Annotated in this window: 21 protein-coding genes; 14 read left to right on the forward strand and 7 right to left on the reverse strand. The window is 56.8% G+C overall.

What is annotated here, in order from left to right; all coding sequences use genetic code 11:
• Window positions 1–121 precede the first annotated feature (121 nt).
• Both ompX and CRO87_RS22610 read right to left on the reverse strand, forming a co-directional pair.
• A complete protein-coding gene (gene ompX, locus CRO87_RS17895) occupies window positions 122–634 on the reverse strand; it encodes an outer membrane protein OmpX (protein ID WP_097164282.1) in 513 nt (170 codons plus the stop codon).
• A gap of 56 nt (window positions 635–690) precedes the next feature.
• Entirely contained in the window at window positions 691–915 is a 225-nt protein-coding gene (locus CRO87_RS22610) for a hypothetical protein (RefSeq protein ID WP_141398714.1), read from the reverse strand.
• A gap of 75 nt (window positions 916–990) precedes the next feature.
• Between CRO87_RS22610 and rhtA the strand changes: the two genes are divergently transcribed.
• From rhtA to ybiO, 6 genes are all read left to right on the forward strand, one after another.
• Window positions 991–1,881 carry a threonine/homoserine exporter RhtA gene (gene rhtA / locus CRO87_RS17900; protein WP_097164283.1) on the forward strand — a complete coding sequence of 297 codons (891 nt, stop codon included), beginning with the start codon at window positions 991–993 and terminating at the stop codon, window positions 1,879–1,881.
• Window positions 1,882–2,151: 270 nt separating this feature from the next.
• Window positions 2,152–2,655 carry a DNA starvation/stationary phase protection protein Dps gene (dps, locus tag CRO87_RS17905; RefSeq protein WP_097164284.1) on the forward strand — a complete coding sequence of 168 codons (504 nt, stop codon included), beginning with the start codon at window positions 2,152–2,154 and terminating at the stop codon, window positions 2,653–2,655.
• A gap of 359 nt (window positions 2,656–3,014) precedes the next feature.
• Entirely contained in the window at window positions 3,015–3,761 is a 747-nt protein-coding gene (gene glnH / locus CRO87_RS17910) for a glutamine ABC transporter substrate-binding protein GlnH (RefSeq protein ID WP_097164285.1), read from the forward strand.
• A gap of 84 nt (window positions 3,762–3,845) precedes the next feature.
• Window positions 3,846–4,505 (forward strand): glutamine ABC transporter permease GlnP, encoded by a 660-nt coding sequence (gene glnP / locus CRO87_RS17915; protein ID WP_097164286.1) that lies wholly within the window; start codon window positions 3,846–3,848, stop codon window positions 4,503–4,505.
• Window positions 4,502–5,224 (forward strand): glutamine ABC transporter ATP-binding protein GlnQ, encoded by a 723-nt coding sequence (glnQ, locus tag CRO87_RS17920; protein WP_097164287.1) that lies wholly within the window; start codon window positions 4,502–4,504, stop codon window positions 5,222–5,224. Before glnP ends, glnQ begins: the two co-directional genes overlap by 4 nt.
• A gap of 109 nt (window positions 5,225–5,333) precedes the next feature.
• The gene (gene ybiO, locus CRO87_RS17925) at window positions 5,334–7,562 is read left to right on the forward strand and encodes a mechanosensitive channel protein (protein WP_097164288.1); all 2,229 of its coding nucleotides are present in this window, start codon (window positions 5,334–5,336) and stop codon (window positions 7,560–7,562) included.
• Here ybiO and rlmF read toward each other — a convergent pair whose 3' ends face one another.
• Window positions 7,563–8,489, reverse strand: coding sequence for a 23S rRNA (adenine(1618)-N(6))-methyltransferase RlmF (gene rlmF, locus CRO87_RS17930; protein ID WP_176504337.1), 927 nt, complete (start codon window positions 8,487–8,489; stop codon window positions 7,563–7,565). It lies immediately after the preceding gene.
• A 94-nt stretch (window positions 8,490–8,583) separates the two neighbouring features.
• Here rlmF and CRO87_RS17935 point away from each other — a divergent pair, with 94 nt between their 5' ends.
• From CRO87_RS17935 to ybiJ, 3 genes are all read left to right on the forward strand, one after another.
• On the forward strand, window positions 8,584–9,198 hold the full coding sequence (locus tag CRO87_RS17935; RefSeq protein ID WP_097164290.1) for a flavin reductase family protein: 615 nt from the start codon (window positions 8,584–8,586) through the stop codon (window positions 9,196–9,198).
• 163 nt (window positions 9,199–9,361) lie between these two features.
• Window positions 9,362–9,625, forward strand: a complete 264-nt coding sequence (mcbA, locus tag CRO87_RS17940; protein ID WP_097164291.1) for a DUF1471 family periplasmic protein McbA — start codon at window positions 9,362–9,364, stop codon at window positions 9,623–9,625.
• Between the two features lie 433 nt (window positions 9,626–10,058).
• Complete coding sequence (gene ybiJ / locus CRO87_RS17945; protein ID WP_097164292.1) at window positions 10,059–10,319, forward strand: DUF1471 family protein YbiJ; 261 nt, start codon at window positions 10,059–10,061, stop codon at window positions 10,317–10,319.
• 104 nt (window positions 10,320–10,423) lie between these two features.
• Here the strand turns inward: ybiJ and ybiB are convergent, their stop codons facing one another.
• The 3 genes from ybiB to rhlE all read right to left on the reverse strand — a co-directional run bounded on the left by ybiB (window position 10,424) and on the right by rhlE (window position 15,042).
• Window positions 10,424–11,386 (reverse strand): DNA-binding protein YbiB, encoded by a 963-nt coding sequence (ybiB, locus tag CRO87_RS17950; protein WP_097164293.1) that lies wholly within the window; start codon window positions 11,384–11,386, stop codon window positions 10,424–10,426.
• Window positions 11,387–11,403: 17 nt separating this feature from the next.
• Window positions 11,404–13,548, reverse strand: a complete 2,145-nt coding sequence (gene dinG / locus CRO87_RS17955; RefSeq protein WP_097164294.1) for an ATP-dependent DNA helicase DinG — start codon at window positions 13,546–13,548, stop codon at window positions 11,404–11,406.
• 96 nt (window positions 13,549–13,644) lie between these two features.
• Window positions 13,645–15,042 (reverse strand): ATP-dependent RNA helicase RhlE, encoded by a 1,398-nt coding sequence (gene rhlE, locus CRO87_RS17960; protein ID WP_097164295.1) that lies wholly within the window; start codon window positions 15,040–15,042, stop codon window positions 13,645–13,647.
• Window positions 15,043–15,275: 233 nt separating this feature from the next.
• On the opposite strand from rhlE, the gene cecR reads away from it, so the two are divergent.
• Genes cecR through CRO87_RS17985 form a run of 5 tightly spaced genes read left to right on the forward strand, consistent with a single transcriptional unit; the run spans window position 15,276 to window position 20,927 of the window.
• Complete coding sequence (cecR, locus tag CRO87_RS17965) at window positions 15,276–15,944, forward strand: transcriptional regulator CecR (protein WP_097164296.1); 669 nt, start codon at window positions 15,276–15,278, stop codon at window positions 15,942–15,944.
• A 4-nt stretch (window positions 15,945–15,948) separates the two neighbouring features.
• Window positions 15,949–16,956, forward strand: a complete 1,008-nt coding sequence (gene hlyD / locus CRO87_RS17970; protein ID WP_097164297.1) for a secretion protein HlyD — start codon at window positions 15,949–15,951, stop codon at window positions 16,954–16,956.
• Complete coding sequence (locus tag CRO87_RS17975) at window positions 16,949–18,688, forward strand: ATP-binding cassette domain-containing protein (protein ID WP_097164298.1); 1,740 nt, start codon at window positions 16,949–16,951, stop codon at window positions 18,686–18,688. Before hlyD ends, CRO87_RS17975 begins: the two co-directional genes overlap by 8 nt.
• Complete coding sequence (locus tag CRO87_RS17980; RefSeq protein ID WP_097164299.1) at window positions 18,678–19,811, forward strand: ABC transporter permease; 1,134 nt, start codon at window positions 18,678–18,680, stop codon at window positions 19,809–19,811. The genes CRO87_RS17975 and CRO87_RS17980 overlap by 11 nt, the downstream gene beginning before the upstream one ends.
• 9 nt (window positions 19,812–19,820) lie before the next feature.
• Complete coding sequence (locus CRO87_RS17985) at window positions 19,821–20,927, forward strand: ABC transporter permease (RefSeq protein WP_097164300.1); 1,107 nt, start codon at window positions 19,821–19,823, stop codon at window positions 20,925–20,927.
• Here CRO87_RS17985 and CRO87_RS17990 read toward each other — a convergent pair.
• On the reverse strand, window positions 20,889–21,299 hold the full coding sequence (locus CRO87_RS17990; protein ID WP_097164301.1) for a YbhQ family protein: 411 nt from the start codon (window positions 21,297–21,299) through the stop codon (window positions 20,889–20,891). The genes CRO87_RS17985 and CRO87_RS17990 overlap by 39 nt on opposite strands.
• Window positions 21,300–21,331 lie beyond the last annotated feature (32 nt).

The following is a 21,331-nucleotide window of genomic DNA, read 5'->3' on the forward strand; positions in this document are numbered from 1 at the left end:
CTGCGCTCATCCGGCCTACAATGCCTGCAGGCCCGCGCAAACGAAATACCACCGGGCGATACCCTTTCTTCAGACAAAAAAAATCCGCCACGTGGGCGGATTTTTATTATCACCGAAGTGATTAGAAACGGTAACCGACGCCTGCGATCCAGGTGCCAACGTCAACGTTACGAATACGAGACTGCTCGTAGGAGAAGTCCAGCGCTACGTTTTCGATTGGGTTGAACTGCAGACCTGCACCGTAAGAGAAACCGTAGTCGCTCATGTCGGATTTGTTGCCTGGGAGGTCGTTAGCCTGGAATTTACCGTAGCCAACACCCACTACGCCGTAGATGCTTGCCCAGTCATTGATGCGGTAAGCAGGACCAGCGGTGATACCGTAGTACTGACCTTTGTTATAAATGCCATCTTCGCTACGGTTTTTCTCGGTGTAGGTGAAGGAACCGATCACGCCGAGTGGGTTGTTATCCTGCTCGTAACGGTATTTCAGGTTGAAACCACCTGCTTTGTTCGCTTCGCCCTGCATGTCGCTCTGAGCGTAGCCGCCAGTAACGGTAGAAGTTGCAGCTACAGCGGTACCTGCGGTCGCAGCCAGAACAATGGCCAGTGCGGAAAGACGTGCAATTTTATTCATAACCACCTCAAATGTGCTTCAAGTAAGTCCGTAAGTTTTAAATATACCAAAATTTGTTAAGAAACTCTTTGAGATTCACGTTGTCTAAGGGGGCTAATCGTGTAACTAAACGTTTCCACTGATAAACATCCCTGTTGAATATCAACAGTTTCTTCGCAGATTTTGCCATTATTGCGCTCATTAACTAACGCATTCATCCAGATTAATCCTAAACAGGCAGAATTTTTCTCCGCCGACTGAACTTTATTGTAAGGCGCTTTGGCCGGTTTTTTTTTCAACATTGTCTAAACCAGAAAGACGTTATTCATTTACACTGCCTGTTTTACTTCTTTTGACAAAAGCTGACAGGAGAAAGGATGCCAGGGTTGTCACGTAAGGTTCCGGTATGGCTGCCGATCCTCGTAATTTTGATTGCCATGTGTTCGATTCAGAGCGGCGCTGCGCTGGCCAAGTCGCTCTTTCCTGTTGTGGGTGCCCCCGGCGTCACCGCCCTGCGTCTGGCACTGGGCACCCTGATCCTAGTGTGCGTTTTCAAACCCTGGCGTCTGCGTTTCACGCGGGAGCAGCGTCTGCCGCTGCTGTTTTATGGCCTGTCGCTCGGGGCCATGAATTTTCTCTTCTATTTATCAATTCAGCGTATTCCGCTGGGCGTGGCGGTGGCACTTGAATTCACCGGCCCGCTGGCCGTGGCGCTGTTCGGCTCCCGTCGCCCCATTGATTTCGTCTGGGTGCTGCTGGCGGTGGTCGGACTGTGGTTCCTGCTGCCGCTCGGACAGAACATTGCCCACGTCGATATGACCGGGGCGGCGCTGGCGCTGGGAGCAGGAGCCTGTTGGGCGGTGTATATCATCACGGGGCAACGGGCAGGCGAAGAACACGGGCCGGCGACGGTGGCGATGGGCTCGCTGATTGCCGCCATCGTGTTTGTGCCCATTGGCGCATTTCAGGCCGGGGAGGTGCTCTGGCAGTGGTCGATTCTGCCGCTGGGTATCGGGATTGCCGTGCTGTCCACTGCGCTGCCCTATTCACTTGAAATGATTGCCCTGACGCGGATGCCGACGCGCACCTTCGGCACGCTGATGAGCATGGAACCGGCGCTGGCGGCGGTTTCGGGGATGATCTTCCTTGGCGAAACCCTGAGCGGCACGCAGATGCTTGCCCTGCTGGCGATCATGGCCGCTTCCATGGGTTCCACCCTCACCCTCAAGGGCGACAGTAAAATAGAATCCGTTGATATCAACAAGTGAACCTGAATAGCGGGGCGCTACTCCCCTGCTATTATCCGCCTCGGTGATTTACAGGTGAAAATATCCCGAACAGAAACAGACCTTTCCTACTGACCATTCCGCACGTGACAAATGAGTACCCTATCCCTTTGTTTTAAAAATATTTAACTACCTTCAACTTCACGCACGCTATTAAATCCATAGGCAGTAACTTTCCGCCAGCAGAAATAGCCGGTGCTATACTTGTTTCCGTTGATTCATTGGACTACGACATCAAGAGGATATGAGATTATGAGTACCGCTAAACTGGTCAAAACCAAAACATCTAATCTGCTCTATACCCGCAACGATGTATCAGACAGCGAGAAAAAAGCGACCATTGAGCTGCTTAATCGCCAGGTGATCCAGTTCATTGACCTGTCGCTTATCACCAAACAGGCCCACTGGAATATGCGCGGTGCCAACTTTATTGCCGTTCATGAAATGCTGGATGGCTTCCGTACGGCGCTGACCGATCACCTCGATACCATGGCCGAACGTGCCGTGCAGCTGGGTGGCGTGGCGCTGGGTACCACTCAGGTGATTAACAACAAAACGCCGCTGAAAAGCTACCCGCTGGACATTCACACCGTTCAGGAACACCTGAAAGAACTGGCCGACCGTTATGCCATTGTGGCGAACGACGTGCGTAAGGCCGTTGGTGAAGCTAAAGACGAAGACACCGCCGATATCCTGACCGCCGCCTCACGCGATCTCGATAAATTCCTGTGGTTTATCGAATCCAACATCGAATAAGCCCGGGATAAGTCCTAATTTCAAAACCCCTCTCCGAGGGGTTTTGCACATTTATGGTGCATCACTCCCCACTTCCCGCCAAAAAAGTAAATCATTTGTAACTATCACGTCACACAATCTTTAATGAAAGATTGTTTTATCGCCTTAAATTGCGCTTAATATCAGCACGTCCGCCTCTCTCGTTTTTATGCACTATTTTGGTGCCTCATCGCGGTGCAAATCGCGCACGCTGACACCTTTATTGTGCAATCGACGGCGACCGCTTCGTTGAAAAACAACAGCTTGTAAAGTTGGCACGATTTTTTCATATGCCAACCATTCTCGCAGGGGATTGCCCCGTGGTTATAAAAGGAAATGCTATGAAGTCTGTATTTAAAGTCTCACTGGCTGCACTGACGCTGGCCTTCGCCGTTTCTTCCCAGGCTGCGGAAAAGCAGCTGATTGTGGCCACCGACACGGCATTCGTTCCGTTTGAATTCAAGCAGGGTGACAAGTACGTCGGTTTCGACGTGGATCTGTGGGCGGCCATCGCCAAAGAGCTGAAGCTGAACTACACCCTGAAACCAATGGATTTCAGCGGCATCATTCCTGCACTGCAGACCAAAAACATCGACCTGGCGCTGGCCGGGATCACCATCACCGACGAACGTAAAAAAGCGATCGACTTCTCCGATGGCTACTACAAAAGCGGCCTGCTGGTGATGGTGAAAGCGAACAACAATGACATCAAATCCGTGAAGGATCTCGACGGCAAAGTGCTGGCGGTGAAGAGCGGTACCGGTTCCGTTGACTACGCTAAAGCTAACGTCAAAACCAAAGACCTGCGCCAGTTCCCGAACATCGACAACGCCTATATGGAACTCGGCACCAACCGTGCTGACGCGGTCCTGCACGACACGCCAAACATTCTGTACTTCATCAAAACCGCCGGTAACGGTCAGTTCAAAGCGGTAGGCGAATCGCTGGAAGCGCAGCAGTACGGCATCGCCTTCCCGAAAGGCAGCGACGACCTGCGTGAGAAAGTGAACGGCGCGCTGAAAACCCTGCGTGAAAACGGCCAGTACAACGAAATTTATAAAAAATGGTTCGGCACTGAACCAAAATAATAATGCTAAGCAGTCAGTAATACGTTCAGGGGCGACCTTTCGCCCCTGTTGTTTTTGAACCACGGTAACGAACAGGAACATATTATGCAGTTTGACTGGAGCGTCATCTGGCCTGCCATTCCAATCCTGCTGGACGGCGCCAAAATGACTCTGTGGATTTCGGTTCTCGGACTCGCAGGCGGGATCATCATCGGCCTGCTGGCGGGCCTGGCTCGCACCTATGGCGGCTGGATTTCTAATCATATCGCCCTCGTGTTTATCGAAGTGATCCGCGGCACGCCAATCGTTGTGCAGGTGATGTACATCTACTTCGCCCTGCCGATGGCCTTCCCGGACATTCGCATCGACACCTTCACGGCGGCGGTGATCACCATCATGATTAACTCCGGTGCCTACATCGCAGAAATCACCCGCGGCTCCGTGCTGTCGATTCATAAAGGGTTCAGCGAAGCGGGCCTGGCGCTCGGCCTCTCCCGTCGCGAAACCATTCGCCACGTGATTATGCCGCTGGCGATACGCCGTATGCTCCCGGCACTCGGCAACCAGCTGATTATCAGCATCAAGGACACCTCGCTGTTTATCGTCATAGGTGCCGCTGAGCTGACCCGCAGTGGTCAGGAAATCATTGCCGGTAACTTCCGCGCGCTGGAAATCTGGACCGCCGTCGGTATCATCTACCTGATCATCACCCAGGTACTGAACATCGTGCTTCGCATTCTTGAAAGAAGGATGAAAATCCTGTGATTGAATTTAAAAACGTTTCCAAGCACTTCGGTCAGACCCAGGTGCTGCACAACATTGATTTGCACGTCAAACAGGGCGAGGTGGTGGTCATCATCGGGCCATCCGGCTCCGGTAAATCCACCCTGCTGCGCTGCATCAACAAGCTAGAAGAGATCACCAGCGGCGATCTGATCGTCGATGGTCTGAAGGTCAACGATCCGAAAGTCGATGAGCGCCTGATTCGTCAGGAAGCGGGCATGGTCTTCCAGCAGTTTTATCTGTTCCCGCACCTGACGGCGCTGGAGAACGTGATGTTTGGTCCGCAGCGCGTGCGCGGTGCCTCAAAAGAAGAAGCTGAAACGCTGGCAAAAAGCCTGCTGGCAAAAGTGGGCCTCGCAGAGCGCGCTCACCACTATCCGTCTGAACTTTCAGGCGGCCAGCAGCAGCGCGTGGCCATTGCCCGAGCGCTCGCGGTGAAGCCAAAAATGATGCTGTTCGATGAGCCAACCTCCGCGCTGGACCCGGAGCTGCGTCATGAAGTGCTGAAGGTGATGCAGGATCTGGCCGAGGAAGGCATGACCATGGTCATCGTGACCCACGAAATCGGCTTCGCTGAGAAAGTGGCCTCGCGTATGATCTTCATCGACAAAGGCCGCATTGCAGAAGACGGTAACCCGCAAACGCTGATTGCCAACCCGCCAAGCCAGCGCCTGCGCGAGTTCCTGCAACACGTGTCGTAATGCCCTTCACTCTCCCCCGCTCCGGGGGAGAGAATCCTCCCAAAATCCAGCACCCCCGCCCCACCCGCTATACTTATCATTTTGTTGATGATTTGAAAGGGAGGCGCCTGTGCCGTGGATCCTGTTGCTGATTGCAACGCTGTTTTGCTCCCCGCTTCAGGCGGTAACGATTCCTGGCGTGACCTCCTCCGCCGCAACTTCTCAGCCAGCCAGCAGCGAACCGGATGCCACGCAGAAAAAAGCGGCCTATGCCGCGCTGGCGGACGTGCTGGAAAACGATACCTCGCGCCAGGAGCTGATTAAGCAGCTACGCACCGCCGCCGCCACGCCGCCGCAGGAAAAAGTCCTGACGCTCACGCCGCCGCCTGTCAGCGAAGAAAAAACCGTGCTGGAAAGCGTCACAGATATCAGCCGCCATTACGGCGAAGCCTTCTCCAGCCGCTTCGCTCAGCTGTGGCGGAACATTTCCACCGCGCCGCATAAACCCTTCAATGCGCAGACGTTCAGCAACGCCGTCACTCATTTTTTGCTGCTGGCGGTTCTGGTCTTTGCTTTTTACGCCCTGTTGCGCCTGTGCGCGCTGCCCCTGTATCGCAAAATGGGCCAGTGGGGACGCCGAAAAAACCGTGACCGCAGCAGCTGGCTGCACCTTCCGGCGATGATTACCCTGGCGGTCGTCATGGACCTGCTTCTGCTTGGCCTGACACTGTTCGTCGGGCAAATGCTCAGCGACAGACTCAACGGAGGCAGCCGCACCATCGCCTTTCAGCAAAGCCTGTTCCTGAATGCCTTCGCGCTGATTGAGTTTTTCAAAGCGATTCTGCGCCTGATTTTCTGCCCGCGCGTCCCGGACCTGCGCCCGTTCAACATCAGCGATGACACCGCCCGCTACTGGAGCCTGCGCCTGAGCCTGCTGAGTAGTTTCATCGGCTACGGACTTATCGTTGCAGTGCCTATCATTTCCAATCAGGTGAACGTTCAGGCCGGGGCGCTGGTGAATATCATTATTATGCTCGGCATCACCGTCCAGGCGCTGTGGCTCATTTTCCACAATAAAAAAGCGATCACCGAAAGCCTGGTCGGGCTTGCCAACCGCTCGCTGGCGTTCTTCAGCCTGTTTATTCGCGCCTTTGCGCTGATCTGGCACTGGCTGGCCAGCGCCTACTTTATCGTGCTGTTCTTCTTCTCGCTCTTCGATCCAGGCAACAGCCTGAAATTTATGATGGGCGCGTCGGTAAGGAGCCTTGCCATTATTGGTGTTGCCGCGTTTATCTCTGGCATTCTGTCGCGCTGGATTGCAAAAACCATCACCCTGTCACCCGAGACGCAGCGCAACTATCCGGAGCTGCAAAAACGGCTCAACGGCTGGCTATCCGCCTCGCTGAAGGCCGCGCGCATTCTGACGGTCTGTGTGGCAATCATGCTGCTGCTGAGCGCCTGGGGCCTCTTTGATTTCTGGAACTGGCTGCATTACGGCGCAGGTGAGAAAACCGTGGATGTGCTGATCCGCATTGCGCTGATCCTCTTCTTCTCGGCGATTGGCTGGACGCTGCTGGCAAGCCTGATTGAAAATCGCCTGGCCTCCGACATTCACGGCCGCCCGCTGCCGAGCGCCCGCGCCCGCACGCTGCTGACGCTGTTTCGCAATGCGCTGGCGGTGGTCATCAGCACCATCACGGTGATGATCCTGCTGTCGGAAATTGGCGTGAACATTGCCCCGCTGCTGGCCGGTGCAGGCGCGCTGGGGTTGGCGATCTCCTTCGGCTCGCAAACGCTGGTGAAGGACATCATTACCGGGGTCTTCATTCAGTTTGAAAACGGGATGAACACCGGCGATCTGGTGACCATCGGGCCGCTCACCGGTACCGTGGAGCGGATGTCGATTCGCTCCGTTGGCGTCCGTCAGGACACCGGGGCCTACCACATCATTCCGTGGTCATCGATCACCACCTTTGCCAACTTCGTGCGCGGCATCGGTTCGGTGGTGGCGAACTACGACGTCGATCGTAGTGAAGATGTAGACAAAGCCAATGATGCGCTCAAGGCTGCGGTAGCAGAGTTAATGGAGCAGGAGGAAATTCGCGGACTGGTGATTGGCGAACCTTCCTTCGCCGGGCTGGTCGGGCTGACTAACACGTCGTTCACGCTGCGGGCCTCGTTCACCACGCTGCCGCTGAAGCAGTGGACGGTGCGCTTCGCCCTGGATACGCAGGTGAAAAAACACTTCGATAAGGCAGGTATTCGTGCTCCGGTGCAGACATATCAAGTTTTGCCCGCACCGGGTACTCCGGCAATAGCGGCCTCAGAACCGCCAATGCCGAATCAGCCGACGCTGTGATCAGCGCGCGCGGGCAGCAAAGCGACGGCGTTTGTCTTCATCGAGGAAGGTCCAGGCGATAAAGCGGCTCTGTTTCTGTCCCTGGGCCATCTCTTTTTTCACCACTTTGACCGCGCCCGCGGCGGTCAGCGCGGAATAGAGCATCGGCAGGTTGTCGCCTTTTGACACCAGCGTGGTAAACCACAGCACCTGTTTTGCAAACTGACGGCTTTCGTCGATCATCGTGCGGATAAACGCCACTTCACCGCCTTCACACCACAGCTCCTGCTGCTGGCCGCCAAAGTTCAGCGCCTCGGTTTGCTGCCCAAGGTTACGACGCTTGCGCTCGTTGCCCTCACGGGCGCTTTCAGCTGAGTCGTGGAACGGCGGGTTGCACACCATCGCATCAAAGTTTTCATTTTTATGGATCATGCCCGTCAGAATTGCCTGCGGATCCTTCTGCCGACGCAAACGGATCTGGCGACTCAGGCCCGGGTTGGCCTCGATAATCGCCTGCGCGGCGGCGATGGCTTCGGCATTCACCTCGGTTCCGGTGAAGCGCCAGCCGTACTCATGGCTGCCGATCAGCGGATAAATCAGGTTCGCCCCGGTGCCGATATCCAGCACGCTGGCGCCATTTGGCACCTTGCCACCGCTGGATTCAGCCAGCAGATCGGCCAGATGGTGCATATAGTCGGCACGGCCCGGCACCGGCGGGCAGAGGAAGCCCTGCGGAATGTGCCACGCTTTCACCTGATAAAAGTGCGCCAGCAGCGCCTGATTCAGGGTTTTCACCGCCTCGGGATCGGCAAAGTTAATCGTCTGCTCCCCGGCCGGGCTGGTGACGATAAACGCCGACAGCGCGGGAGTCTCTTTGCACAATGCAGGTAAATCATAGCGGGCGTGGTGACGGTTACGCGGGTGTAACCCCGGCTTTTGGGCTTTCATGGCATCCTCCTGTTGACGGCAGCGTAAGATACCCGTTGACGCGGGTGGCGTAAATAAGTGAGTCTGCATAATCCTTTAAACAGCCAGGTGCGCTATGTACTTTTATCAGCCTTCAGACGGACACGGACTGCCCCACGACCCGCTCAACGCCATTATTGGCCCTCGCCCGATTGGCTGGATTGCTTCCGCAGATGCTCAGGGCAGGCACAATCTTGCGCCCTACAGCTTCTTCAACTGCTTTAACTATCGTCCACCGATCATAGGCTTCGCCAGCAGCGGGTGGAAAGACAGCGTCCGCAATATTGTTGAAACACGTGAATTCGTCTGGAACCTCGCGACCGTCGATCTCGCCCACGCGATGAATGAAACCTCCGCGAGCCTCCCTCACGGTGAAAACGAATTTACCCGCGCAGGATTAACTCCCGCCGAAAGTCGCCTCGTTCGCGCCCCTCGCGTGGCCGAAAGCCCGGTGAACTTTGAATGCCGACTGTCACAGTGCATTCAGCTGGCCGCCGCCGATGGCACTGCGGTCGATTCCTGGCTGGTATTAGGTGAAGTGGTTGCGGTGCATATTGCGGAATCACTGCTGGAAAACGGCATTTATCAGACCGCCAAAGCCCGGCCCGCGCTGCGCGCAGGTGGCCCAACCGCGTATTACACCATCGACGAAAGTCAGCGTTTCGATTTAGTGCGCCCGGACGCACGTTAATCCTTTATCTTATCAGCCACTTGTATGTGGCTGATTTGTCAGTTCATTGTCAATTAATGTTGTTCAAAAAATAAGCAGATCATCATCAATTTTTTGCGGCATGTCACACTTCTTCAGCACCTACACTTAACGCATCCCCCGTGGAAACAGAGAGGATGTGCACATGAAAAGACTGTTGGTTCTGGTTGCTGCTGGTGCGTTGTCGATGCTCTCTTTCTCGGCATCCGCCGAACCGCAACAACTGATGAAGGGTGATACCGGGCAGCTGCGCGCTGCAGGTACGGTATCGGTTTCTGGTGCGAGCGACTTAGGAGATTTGCAGGATAAGCTGGCTGAAAAGGCCCAGGAGCAAGGCGCGAAAGGGTTTGTAGTGAACTCTGCCAGCGGTGAGAACAAAATGTTCGGCACGGCTACTATCTACAAATAATCTGTCTGAGTTTTTCCCCTCCAAAATGCGCCTCGCCTAGCAGGCGCATTCTTTTTTCTGCATCATTCCTCTCTCAAAATAACGGCAGAACAAATCCTTTAATTTCACCTTAGGATCGGTGTATAGTTCCGAACCATTCGTAAAATGCAGCCTTACTGACAAAACTACAGCTTAAAATACAGATTATCACTCCATATTTACGAGCACAGTTTTTGCTGAAAGAAGTCGCAATCTGTGCCCTCAAATTTACTTCCATCGCTTCGCTTCCGTTTTCTGATTTTATTTTATTAATAATCAGTAATTTATTTAACATTCAATTTTTTCGATGAAGTCTGTCAAGTCTATTCGATTTTATCTTCCGCAGAAAAGCGTGATACTCATCACATCGACGGAACAACGTCACTTTTAAAGAATAACCTGCGAGAGATTAACCATGAAAACCATCAAAACTGCTGCTGTTGCTATCGCTCTTTCCGCTCTCTCTTTCGGCGTGTTCGCCGCTCAGCCGGTATCCAACGCTGAAGCGCAGAGCCTGAATAAAATCGGTACTGTGTCCGTAGAAGGTGCAAGCACTCTGGACGGTATGGAAGCGAAACTGGCAGAGAAAGCCGCTGCTGCAGGCGCTACCGGTTACAGCATTACTTCTGCAAACACCAATAACAAAATCAGCGGTACTGCGGTGATTTACAAGTAATTGCCGGACAACGTTTTACCCCTCATTGATTATTGCCCTGCTGTACCTGTTTAACCCTTGTCTTGCCCGTCCGGCCACTGGACGGGCTTTTTTTTGTCTGTCGTTTACCAGAGCGCATTCACCCGCTGCAGCCCCGAGGCATAATCAGGCACTTCACCGGTCGCCACGAGGCAGCAGGCCATCTGCATTTTGAGTGATTCCGGCACAGGCTCGACGCCCGCCACGCAGCGCTCAATCCATCTGGCGGTCACTTCCGGATCCTTTGACGCTGGCAGCTGTGCCTCTCGCGTCTCCGTTTCCCTCTCGATCAGCACCTGTGCCCCTGTCGCATCAATCAGGCTTATCTGCGGACAGCGCTGAGGATTGGCGTAAACCTCGCCTTCCGTGCCGTGCATCAGCAGCGCCCGGCCACCAATACCCGTAAAGAACTTACCCACGCGCGGCACGTATTCCGGGTGAGATACGCTGGAAAGACGCAGCGCGGCATCTTCGGCAAACGGCGTCGCCAGCTTGGCCAGGGTATGCGCGCTGTTACGCACGCCCATTCGCCAACGCATCGCCAGCTGGTTTTCCAGCGGCGGACAGAACGCGCCCACCGGCATATAGACCGGCTGGTTGCTGTCCAGTTTTGCCTGTGCCTGCCCGGCGTGAAGCGTGGGTTCAATGCCCAACAGCATGAAAATGGTTTCGGTCAGTATGCGGGTGGGATCGTGGCTGACGCCGTGCACCAGCACAGGGAAACCAAGCTTGTGCAGCAGCATCGCCAGCAGCGGCGTGAGGTTCGCCTGCTTGCGCGCGCCGTTATAGCTTGGGATCACAATCGGCATCGGCTTTGTCGCAGGCGGCGTCAGTTTGACGGTGTGGTGCTGCATCGCTTCATAGAAGCCCTGCATTTCCGCCTCGCCCTCACCTTTGATACGCAGCGCAATCAGAATGCCGCCAAGCTCCAGCTCCGACACTTCACCCTTCAGCATCTGCGCATACAGGCCGCGGGCGGTGTCGGTGTCCAGGTCGCGGGCATGATTCTTGCCGCGCCCCACTTCTTTAATGATATTGCGATAATCCATGCAGTGCTCCTGACGGCTCAGCGCCGTTTGCGACGAGTCGGTTTCGGTTTGCTTTTTACTATACCTTCTGGCGCGGCGGGTTGCTCAATGGGAAATACCGGCAGCGCGTTCAGCAGGCGCGGGCCGTAGTTTTTGGTCAGCAGACGCTTGTCGTAAATCACCACTTCGCCCCAGCAGCTGTGGCTACGGATAAGACGCCCCACCTGCTGAATGAGGTTAAACGACGCGCTCGGCAGGCTTTGCACCTCAAACGGATAGCGGTTGAGGCTTTTCAGCCATTCACCCTCGGTGATCACCACCGGGCTGTCGATGGGTGGAAACGCGATTTTGTGGATATGGACCTGGCTCAGCAGTTCGCCTTTCAGATCCAGCCCTTCGGCAAAGGACTGTAGCCCCACCAGCACGCTGCGCTCACCGCCTTCAACCCGCTTGCGGTGCAGCTCCACCAGCCGGTAACGCGGCTGATCGCCCTGTACCAGCAGCAGCAGGCGCAGGTCCGGCACATATTCCAGAAAACGCTGCATCGCACGCCCGCTGGCAAACAGCACCAGCATGCCCAGGTGCTTTTTCGCTTCCACCTGCTCGCGGAAGTAGGCCGCCATTTCCGCCAGATGCTGCTCTTCGTTCTCCATCGACGGCTCTACGCGCATCTTAGGAATCACTATTTTGCCCTGTTCAACGTGGTTAAAGGGTGAATCCAGCGCCACAAACCTGTCGCCTGCCTTCTCCTTCAGCCCGCTCATTTCCTGGAGGCGGGAGAAGCTGTTCAGCGAACGCAGCGTGGCGGAGGTGACGATGATATGCGGCACGCGCCGCCACAGCAGCTTCTCCAGCTGATCGCTGACGCGAATCCCCACGCAGTGAAACCAGACGTGCGGCTGGCCGTCGCGCAGATCGCGCGTTGCCCATTTGGTGACCGGCGCGCCGGAGGCCTGCACCATCGCTGCGAGCCGCCAGAGTTTGCTCTGGGACTCAAACATGCCTAGCGCGCGGTTCATTTGCAGCAGCACGCGATGCAGGCGGACGATATCGTGTGAACCGGTTTTCTCACTCAGGTCGTTAAGAAACAGCTCCGATAACCCACGCAGCATCTCCGTCAGCTTCGCCAGCCGCTGGCAGATAACCATCACCTCGTCCGGCAGTTCACCCATCGCAAAGCGGTGTTCAGCTTCCAGCCCCTCAGGCATGTAAAGCGAGAGAATATTGTTCAGCGAAACGATGTGCTCGTACAGCTCATCGCAATGCTCTTTGAGGCGTTCAGGCGCCGCCAGCGGCGGGAAGGTTTTCGGGCGGAACTGCTCCATGCAGGTCGCTACCAGCTTGCTGAACAGGTCAAGCTGGAGCCGATACCAGCCAGAGGTAATCTCCGCGCTCATCTCCAGCGCATCGCGGGCGACGTCCGGCAGATGGTGGCCTTCATCGAGCACCAGCAGTAAATTCTTGGGCTCCGGCAATACCGCTTCACTTTCCATCGCCGCCATCACCAGCGCGTGATTGGCCACGACCACTTCCGCTTCCTGAATTTCACGGCGGGCGACGAAAAATGGGCACTCGCGATAATAGTGGCAGTTACGGTTAAGGCAGCTCGCTTTGTCGGTGCTCAGGCGGCTCCAGAGTGCGTCGTCAATGGCCTGATCGGTGTGATCGCGCAGGCCGTCCCATTTGTAGGTGTCGAGATCGGCTTTCAGCTTCGCGCAGCGCTTCTGCTCTTCCTGACTGTTTGGCGTGAGGTCGTCCTCGAGGAACGCCAGCAGATCCTGCTGGTTCGGCTCGGTGCTGGAGAGCGCGGTCAGGTTTCGCGGACAGACATAACGCCCACGACCAAAGGCGGCGGTAAAGCGCAGCTCGGGAATGATTTTTTTCAGCAGCGGCAGGTCTTTGCTGTAGATCTGATCCTGCAACGCCACGTTGGCGGTACTGACCACCAGCGTTTTCTGCTCTTCACGGGCGATGGCGATGCCGGGAATCAGATAGGAGAGCGTTTTACCGACGCCAGTTGGTGCCTCGATGGCCAGGTGCCTGCCCTCTTCTCCGGCGAGCGTTTTCGCCACGTCGGCAATCATCTGCCGCTGCGGGGCCCGGGGAATAAAGTCGGGGATTTGCTCCTGAAGCGCCTTATACCAGGCGGCGATTTGCGCCTTGAGCGCGGCGGTGAGTGCCATCGGAATGTCCGGATACTGTATAAACAGCCACTATTCTGGCATTTTCCGGCGGTGGGGGCAAAAAAAATGGCCGCGATTTGCGGCCATACTCGAGAATTACTGCGCAGCGGCAGGTTTACGCGGGCGGCGACGGCGCGGCGCACCTTCGCGGCGCGGCTGCTCACCGTCAGCACGACGCGGCTGACCGCTTCCGGACGCCGGTTTATCGCTCCGGCGTGCCTGGCCGTTGCCCGCAGGTTTGTCGCTGCGGCGAGCCTGACCGCCGTCGTTACGACGAGGCTGCCCCTGACCACGACCGCCCCCGTTACCACCGCGGCCCTGACGACCATTCTGAATCGGCTCCGCCTGGATGCTCGGATCGACTTCGTAACCTTCCAGCGCGATGCGTGGGATCTCTTTCTTCAGCAGACGCTCAATGTCGCGCAGCAGCTTGTGTTCATCCACGCAGACCAGAGAGAGCGCTTCACCGGTGGCCGCAGCACGCCCGGTACGACCGATACGGTGCACGTAATCTTCCGGCACGTTCGGCAGCTCGTAGTTCACCACGTGCGGCAGCTCTTCGATATCCAGACCGCGGGCCGCGATATCCGTTGCTACCAGCACGCGCAGATCGCCAGATTTGAAATCAGCCAGCGCACGGGTACGAGCGCCCTGGCTCTTGTTACCGTGGATGGCCGCACTGCGGATACCATCTTTATTCAGCTGCTCGGCAAGGTGGTTGGCGCCGTGTTTGGTACGGGTGAAGACCAGCACCTGCTTCCAGTCGCCTTCGCCAATCATCTGTGACAGCAGCTCGCGCTTGCGCTTCTTGTCGACGAAATGGACGTGCTGCGTCACCTGCTCGGAGGCGGTGTTGCGGCGAGCCACTTCCACTTCCAGCGGGTTGTGCAGCAGTTTGGACGCCAGCGCTTTGATGTCGTCCGAGAAAGTCGCGGAGAACAGCAGGTTCTGACGCTTCGGCGGCAGCTTCGACAGCACGCGGCGAATGTCGTGGATAAAGCCCATGTCCAGCATGCGGTCGGCTTCGTCCAGCACGAGAATTTCGACTTTATCGAGGCTCACCGCGTTCTGGTGTTCCAGGTCCAGCAGACGGCCCGGCGTTGCCACCAGCACGTCCACGCCGCCGCGCAGCTTCATCATCTGCGGGTTGATGCTCACGCCGCCAAACACCACCATCGAACGAATGTTGAGGTATTGGCTGTATTCGCGAACGTTTTCGCCCACCTGCGCCGCCAGCTCACGGGTTGGGGTCAGGATCAGGGCGCGCACCGGGCGACGGCCTTTGGCGTGAGGTTCGCTTTGGGTAAGCAGCTGCAGCAGCGGCAGCGTAAAGCCTGCGGTTTTACCGGTACCCGTCTGGGCGCTGGCCATCAGGTCGCGGCCCTGCAATACGCAAGGGATCGCCTGCTGCTGAATTGGGGTAGGCTGAGTGTAACCCTGCTCGGCAATCGCGCGCAGGATCTCAGCATTCAGGCCAAGGGTTTCAAAAGACATAACTACTCCGAACCGCCCCGACCATGACAGGTATCGTTTTCAGGGGGATAGTGACAGGGCAAAAAGACAAAAACGATAATGTCAGCAAGGGGCGGAGTGTAGCAGTTTTTGTGACGCACCGCATAAAATATCCCTCATCTCTTTTTCAGCGAAATTATTTACCAGCCAGAGTGGACAAGGTGAAAAATCAGTCATAAATTTAATCAATCGATTGATTAACTTTCAGAGACCCGATGATTACCACGCCGATCACCAGCAAAGGCGAGCAGGCCAGGAGCCAGCTGATTGCCGCCGCCATCGCCCAGTTTGGCGAATATGGCCTGCATGCCACCACCCGCGATATCGCCGGGCTGGCGGGGCAAAATATCGCGGCTATCCCCTACTACTTTGGTTCAAAAGAGGATTTATACCTCGCCTGCGCCCAGTGGATCGCCGACTTTATCGGCAGCAATTTTCGCCCTCATGCCGAGGCGGGCGAGGCGCTGTTGAGCCAGCCTTCGCCCGATAAAACCGAGATTCGTGCGCTGATCCTGCGCGCCAGCCAGAACATGATCCTGCTGCTGACCCAGGATGAAACAGTCAACCTCAGTAAGTTTATCTCGCGTGAGCAACTTTCGCCTTCTCCCGCCTATCAGCTGATTCACGATCAGGTGATTGCCCCGCTGCACGGCCATTTAACGCGGCTTGTTGCGGCCTATACCGGGCGCGATCCTACGGAGACGGACACCATTTTGCACACTCACGCCCTGCTCGGTGAGATCCTCGCCTTCCGCCTCGGACGTGAAACTATTCTGCTGCGCACCGGCTGGACTCAGTTTGATGAAGAAAAAGCGGAGCGCATTTTCCAGGTGATTACCTGCCATATCGATCTCTTGCTGAACGGACTATCGCAAAGGAGCTGAAGTCATGAAGAAACCCATCATCCTCGGTCTGACCGTCGCGCTGATTGTCGCGGCGATTGCCGCTGGTGCATTCTGGTATCAGAGCCGCAAGGATACTGGCCTCACGCTGTACGGCAATGTGGATATCCGCACCGTGAATATGAGCTTCCGCGTCGGAGGCCGTTTGCAGGCATTACAGGTGGATGAAGGCGATGCGGTGAAAGCCGGGCAGACGCTCGGCGAACTCGATCATGTGCCCTATGAAAATGCCCTGATGCAGGCCAAAGCCAACGTGGCTGCGGCGCAGGCAAAATATGATTTGCTGGTGGCAGGCTATCGTGATGAAGAAATCGCCCAGGCCGCTGCCGCCGTAGGTCAGGCAAAGGCTGCCTACGATTATGCGCAGAACTTTTATCAGCGTCAGCAGGGTTTATGGAAAAGCCGCACCGTTTCCGCCAACGATTTAGAAAACGCTAAATCGGCCCGTGACCAGGCTCAGGCGACGCTGAAATCAGCGCAGGATAAGCTCAGCCAGTACCACGCCGGGAACCGCCCACAGGAAATCGCCCAGGCAAAGGCCAGCCTCGAACAGGCTCAGGCACAGCTTGCGCAATCGCAGCTGGATTTGCAGGACACAACGCTTCTCGCCCCGTCTGACGGCACCATTCTCACCCGCGCCGTAGAGCCCGGCAGCATGCTCAACGCGGGCAGCACAGTGCTGACGCTCTCCCTCACTCGCCCGGTCTGGGTACGCGCCTACGTTGATGAAAGCAACCTGAACCAGGCTCAGCCAGGCCGCGAGCTGCTGCTCTACACCGACGGTCGCCCGAACAAGCCTTATCACGGCAAAATCGGCTTCGTCTCACCCACCGCCGAATTCACGCCGAAAACGGTGGAAACGCCTGACCTGCGTACCGATCTGGTTTATCGCCTTCGCATCATCGTGACCGACGCCGACGACGCGCTGCGTCAGGGGATGCCGGTCACCGTCAGTTTCGGGCAAAAAGACGCGCAGGGAGAAGCGCATGAGTGAGGCGGTGATTAAGCTCGAGGGGCTTATCAAACGCTTTGAGGGCATGGATAAACCTGCGGTCGCCCGGCTCGACTGCCGCATTCAGTCGGGCTATGTCACCGGGCTGGTCGGCCCCGACGGCGCAGGAAAAACCACGCTGATGCGCATGCTCGCGGGCCTGCTGAAACCGGACGAAGGCAAAGTCAGCGTCATCGGCTACGACCCGATTGAGGACAACAGCGCCCTGCACGCGGTGCTCGGCTACATGCCGCAAAAGTTTGGCCTGTATGAAGACCTGACGGTGATGGAAAACCTGAAGCTTTACGCCGATCTGCGCAGCGTCACCGGCGAACAGCGGGAGAAAACCTTCGCGAAGCTGCTTGAGTTTACCTCTCTTGGCCCGTTCACCGGGCGACTGGCGGGCAAGCTCTCCGGCGGTATGAAGCAGAAACTCGGCCTCGCCTGTACTCTCGTCGGCGAGCCGAAAGTGCTGCTGCTTGATGAACCCGGCGTCGGCGTAGACCCCATCTCCCGCCGCGAACTGTGGCAGATGGTGCATGAACTGGCGGGCGACGGCATGCTGATTCTCTGGAGCACCTCCTATCTCGATGAAGCGGAACAGTGCCGCGACGTGCTGCTGCTGAACGAAGGCGAATTGCTCTATCAGGGCGAACCGAAAGCGCTGACCGACACCATGCGCGGACGCAGCTTCCTGATGAACAGCCCGACGGAAAACAACCGGCGGCTGTTACAGCGGGCGCTGAAGCTGCCGCAGGTCAGCGACGGCATGATTCAGGGCCGCTCGGTGCGGCTTATCCTCAGCAAAGAGGCCACCGCCGAACAGATCCGCCACGCCAACGGCATGCCAGAGATTGAGATTGAGGAAACTGCCCCGCGCTTCGAGGATGCTTTTATCGATCTGTTAGGCGGCGCGGGCACGTCCGAGTCACCGCTGGCCGCCATTCTGCACACCGTGGACGGCACGCCTGGCGAAACGGTGATTGAAGCCAAAGAGCTGACCAAGAAATTTGGCGATTTCGCCGCCACCGACCACGTCAATTTTGCCGTGAAGCGCGGGGAGATTTTCGGCCTGCTCGGGCCAAATGGCGCAGGCAAGTCCACCACTTTCAAAATGATGTGCGGCCTGCTGGTGCCTACTTCCGGCAGAGCGCTGGTGCTGGATATGGATCTCAAAGTCAGCTCCGGCAAGGCGCGCCAGCATCTGGGCTACATGGCGCAAAAGTTCTCGCTTTACGGCAACCTGACGGTCGAGCAAAACCTGCGTTTCTTCTCCGGCGTCTACGGCCTGCGCGGCAGCGCACAGAACGAGAAGATCGGCAAAATGAGCGAGGCGTTCGGCCTGAAAAGCATCAGCAGCCACGCGACGGACGATTTACCGCTCGGCTATAAGCAGCGCCTGGCGCTGGCCTGTTCCCTGATGCACGAGCCGGACATTCTGTTTCTCGACGAACCCACTTCCGGCGTGGACCCAATAACCCGCCGTGAGTTCTGGCTGCATATCAACAGCATGGTCGAAAAAGGCGTCACCGTGATGGTCACCACCCACTTTATGGATGAGGCCGAATACTGTGACCGAATCGGCCTGGTCTATCGCGGCAAGCTTATCGCCAGCGGCACGCCGGATGATTTAAAGGCTCAGGCCGCCGACGAGGAAACCACCGACCCGACCATGGAGCAGGCATTCATCACGCTGATTAACGACTGGGATAAGGAGCATCACGATGTCCGGTAGCGTTCTCTCCTGGCGACGCGTGCGCGCCCTGTGCGTGAAAGAGACGCGTCAAATCGTTCGTGACCCCAGCAGCTGGCTGATTGCCGTGGTGATCCCGCTGATGCTGCTGTTTATCTTCGGCTACGGTATCAACCTCGACTCCAGCAAGCTGCGCGTCGGCATTCTGCTCGAGCAGCAAAGCGAAGAGGCGCTGGACTTCGCCCACACTATGACCGGTTCACCCTATATTGACGCCACGCTCAGCGACAACCGTCAGGAGCTTATCCAGAAAATGCAGGCCGGGAAAATTCGCGGCCTGGTGGTGATCCCGGTGAACTTCGCCGCCCAGATGAACCGCGCGGGCGACACCGCGCCGTTGCAGGTCATCACCGACGGCAGCGAGCCGAATACCGCCAACTTCGTGCAGGGCTACGTGCAGGGAATATGGCAAATCTGGCAGATGCAGCGGGCGGAGGACAGAGGCGAATCCTTCGAGCCGCTGATTGACGTGCAGCTGCGCTACTGGTTCAACCCGGCGGCCATCAGCCAGCACTTTATTATTCCAGGGGCGATCACAATCATCATGACGGTGATCGGCGCGATCCTGACTTCGCTGGTGGTCGCCCGCGAGTGGGAGCGCGGCACAATGGAGGCCCTGCTTTCCACCGAAGTCACTCGCGCCGAGCTGCTGCTGTGCAAGCTCATCCCCTACTACTTCCTCGGCATGCTGGCGATGGGGCTGTGCATGCTGGTGTCGGTGTTCATCATGGGCGTGCCCTACCGCGGCTCGCTGCTGGTGCTGTTTTTAATAACCAGCCTGTTTTTGCTGAGCACGCTGGGTATGGGGCTACTGATCTCCACCATCACCCGCAATCAGTTCAACGCCGCCCAAGTCGCGCTGAACGCGGCGTTTTTACCGTCGATTATGCTGTCCGGGTTTATTTTCCAGATAGACAGCATGCCCGCCGCGATTCGTGCGGTAACGTATGTGATCCCGGCCCGCTATTTCGTTAGCACGCTGCAAAGCCTGTTTCTCGCCGGGAACATCCCGGTGGTGCTGATGGTGAACACGCTGTTTTTGATTGCCTCGGCGGTGATGTTTATCGGCCTGACGTGGCTGAAAACCAAGCGTAGGCTGGACTAAGGAGAATCCATGTTTCATCGTTTATGGACGCTGATCCGCAAAGAGCTACAGTCGCTGCTGCGCGAGCCGCAGACCCGCGCCATTCTGATCATGCCGGTGCTGATTCAGGTGCTGTTGTTCCCGTTCGCCGCCACGCTTGAGGTGACCAACGCCACCATCGCCATTTACAACGAGGACAGCGGCAAACATGCCGTCGAGCTGACCCAGCGCTTTGCCCGCGCGAAGGCGTTCACCCACGTGCTCCTCCTGCGCAGCCCGCAGGAAATCCAGCCCACCATCGACACGCAGAAATCCCTGCTGGTGGTGCGCTTCCCGTCGGATTTCTCGCGCAATCTCGACAGCGGGCAGACCGCGCCAATGCAGCTCCTGCTCGACGGACGCAACTCAAACAGCGCACAGATTGCCGCCAACTACCTGCAACGCATCGTGGAGGATTATCAGCAGGAGCTGATTGAGGGCAAGCCGAAGCCGAACAACAGCGAGCTGGTGGTGCGTAACTGGTACAACCCGAATCTGGACTACAAGTGGTTTGTGGTGCCGTCGCTGATTGCGATGATCACTACCATCGGCGTGATGATTGTGACGTCGCTGTCCGTCGCCCGCGAGCGCGAACAGGGCACGCTCGATCAGCTTTTAGTATCGCCGCTCGCAACCTGGCAAATTTTCGTCGGCAAAGCGGTTCCTGCGCTAATTGTCGCCACCTTCCAGGCCAGCATCGTGTTGGCGGTAGGGATTTTTGCCTATCAGATCCCCTTTGCCGGATCGCTTTTGCTCTTTTACTTCACCATGCTGGTGTACGGACTCTCATTGGTGGGCTTCGGGTTGCTGATCTCCTCGCTGTGCGAAACGCAGCAGCAGGCGTTTATCGGGGTGTTTGTGTTTATGATGCCCGCGATTCTGCTCTCGGGGTACGTATCGCCCGTGGAGAACATGCCGGTGTGGCTACAGGACGTGACCTGGATTAACCCGATTCGTCACTTTACGGACATTACCAAGCAGATTTACCTGAAGGATGCGAGTTTTGACATTATTTGGGGAAGTTTGTGGCCGCTGCTGGTGATAGCGGCCACGACGGGCTCAGTGGCGTACGCGATGTTTCGGCGTAACGTTGCGTAGCTTTTTGTCTTTGGTGAGCAGCGACAGCAGCGCAGGCCCGGCCAGGATCACCACGCCGGCCAGGGCCAGCAGCAGGTTGTTGTGCAGCACCCGCGACAGCAGCCACAGGACGATCACCGCCGCCCCGAAATACCAGGTGGTGGTCAGCTCTTCGAGAAAGTCGCCTATCTCACGCCAGCGCGCATCGTGGTGGCGCTGGAGCGCCAGCATGAAAATCACCGTCAACGCATAAAGCGCACAGAGCCCTAATCCCACGCGGACCAGCGCCCCGCTCATCCATCCCAAAACAAGCGCAGCAACCACCAGCAAATGCAAAACAATCTGCCAGCAGCTAAGGCCTGTTGCGACACGAATTCGTTGTTGCCACTTCATGTCCGTTCCCCCGAAGCATTTTCAACTGTAAC

The sequence above is a fragment of the Enterobacter sp. CC120223-11 genome (assembly GCF_900215375.1).
Lineage (GTDB): Bacteria > Pseudomonadota > Gammaproteobacteria > Enterobacterales > Enterobacteriaceae > Scandinavium.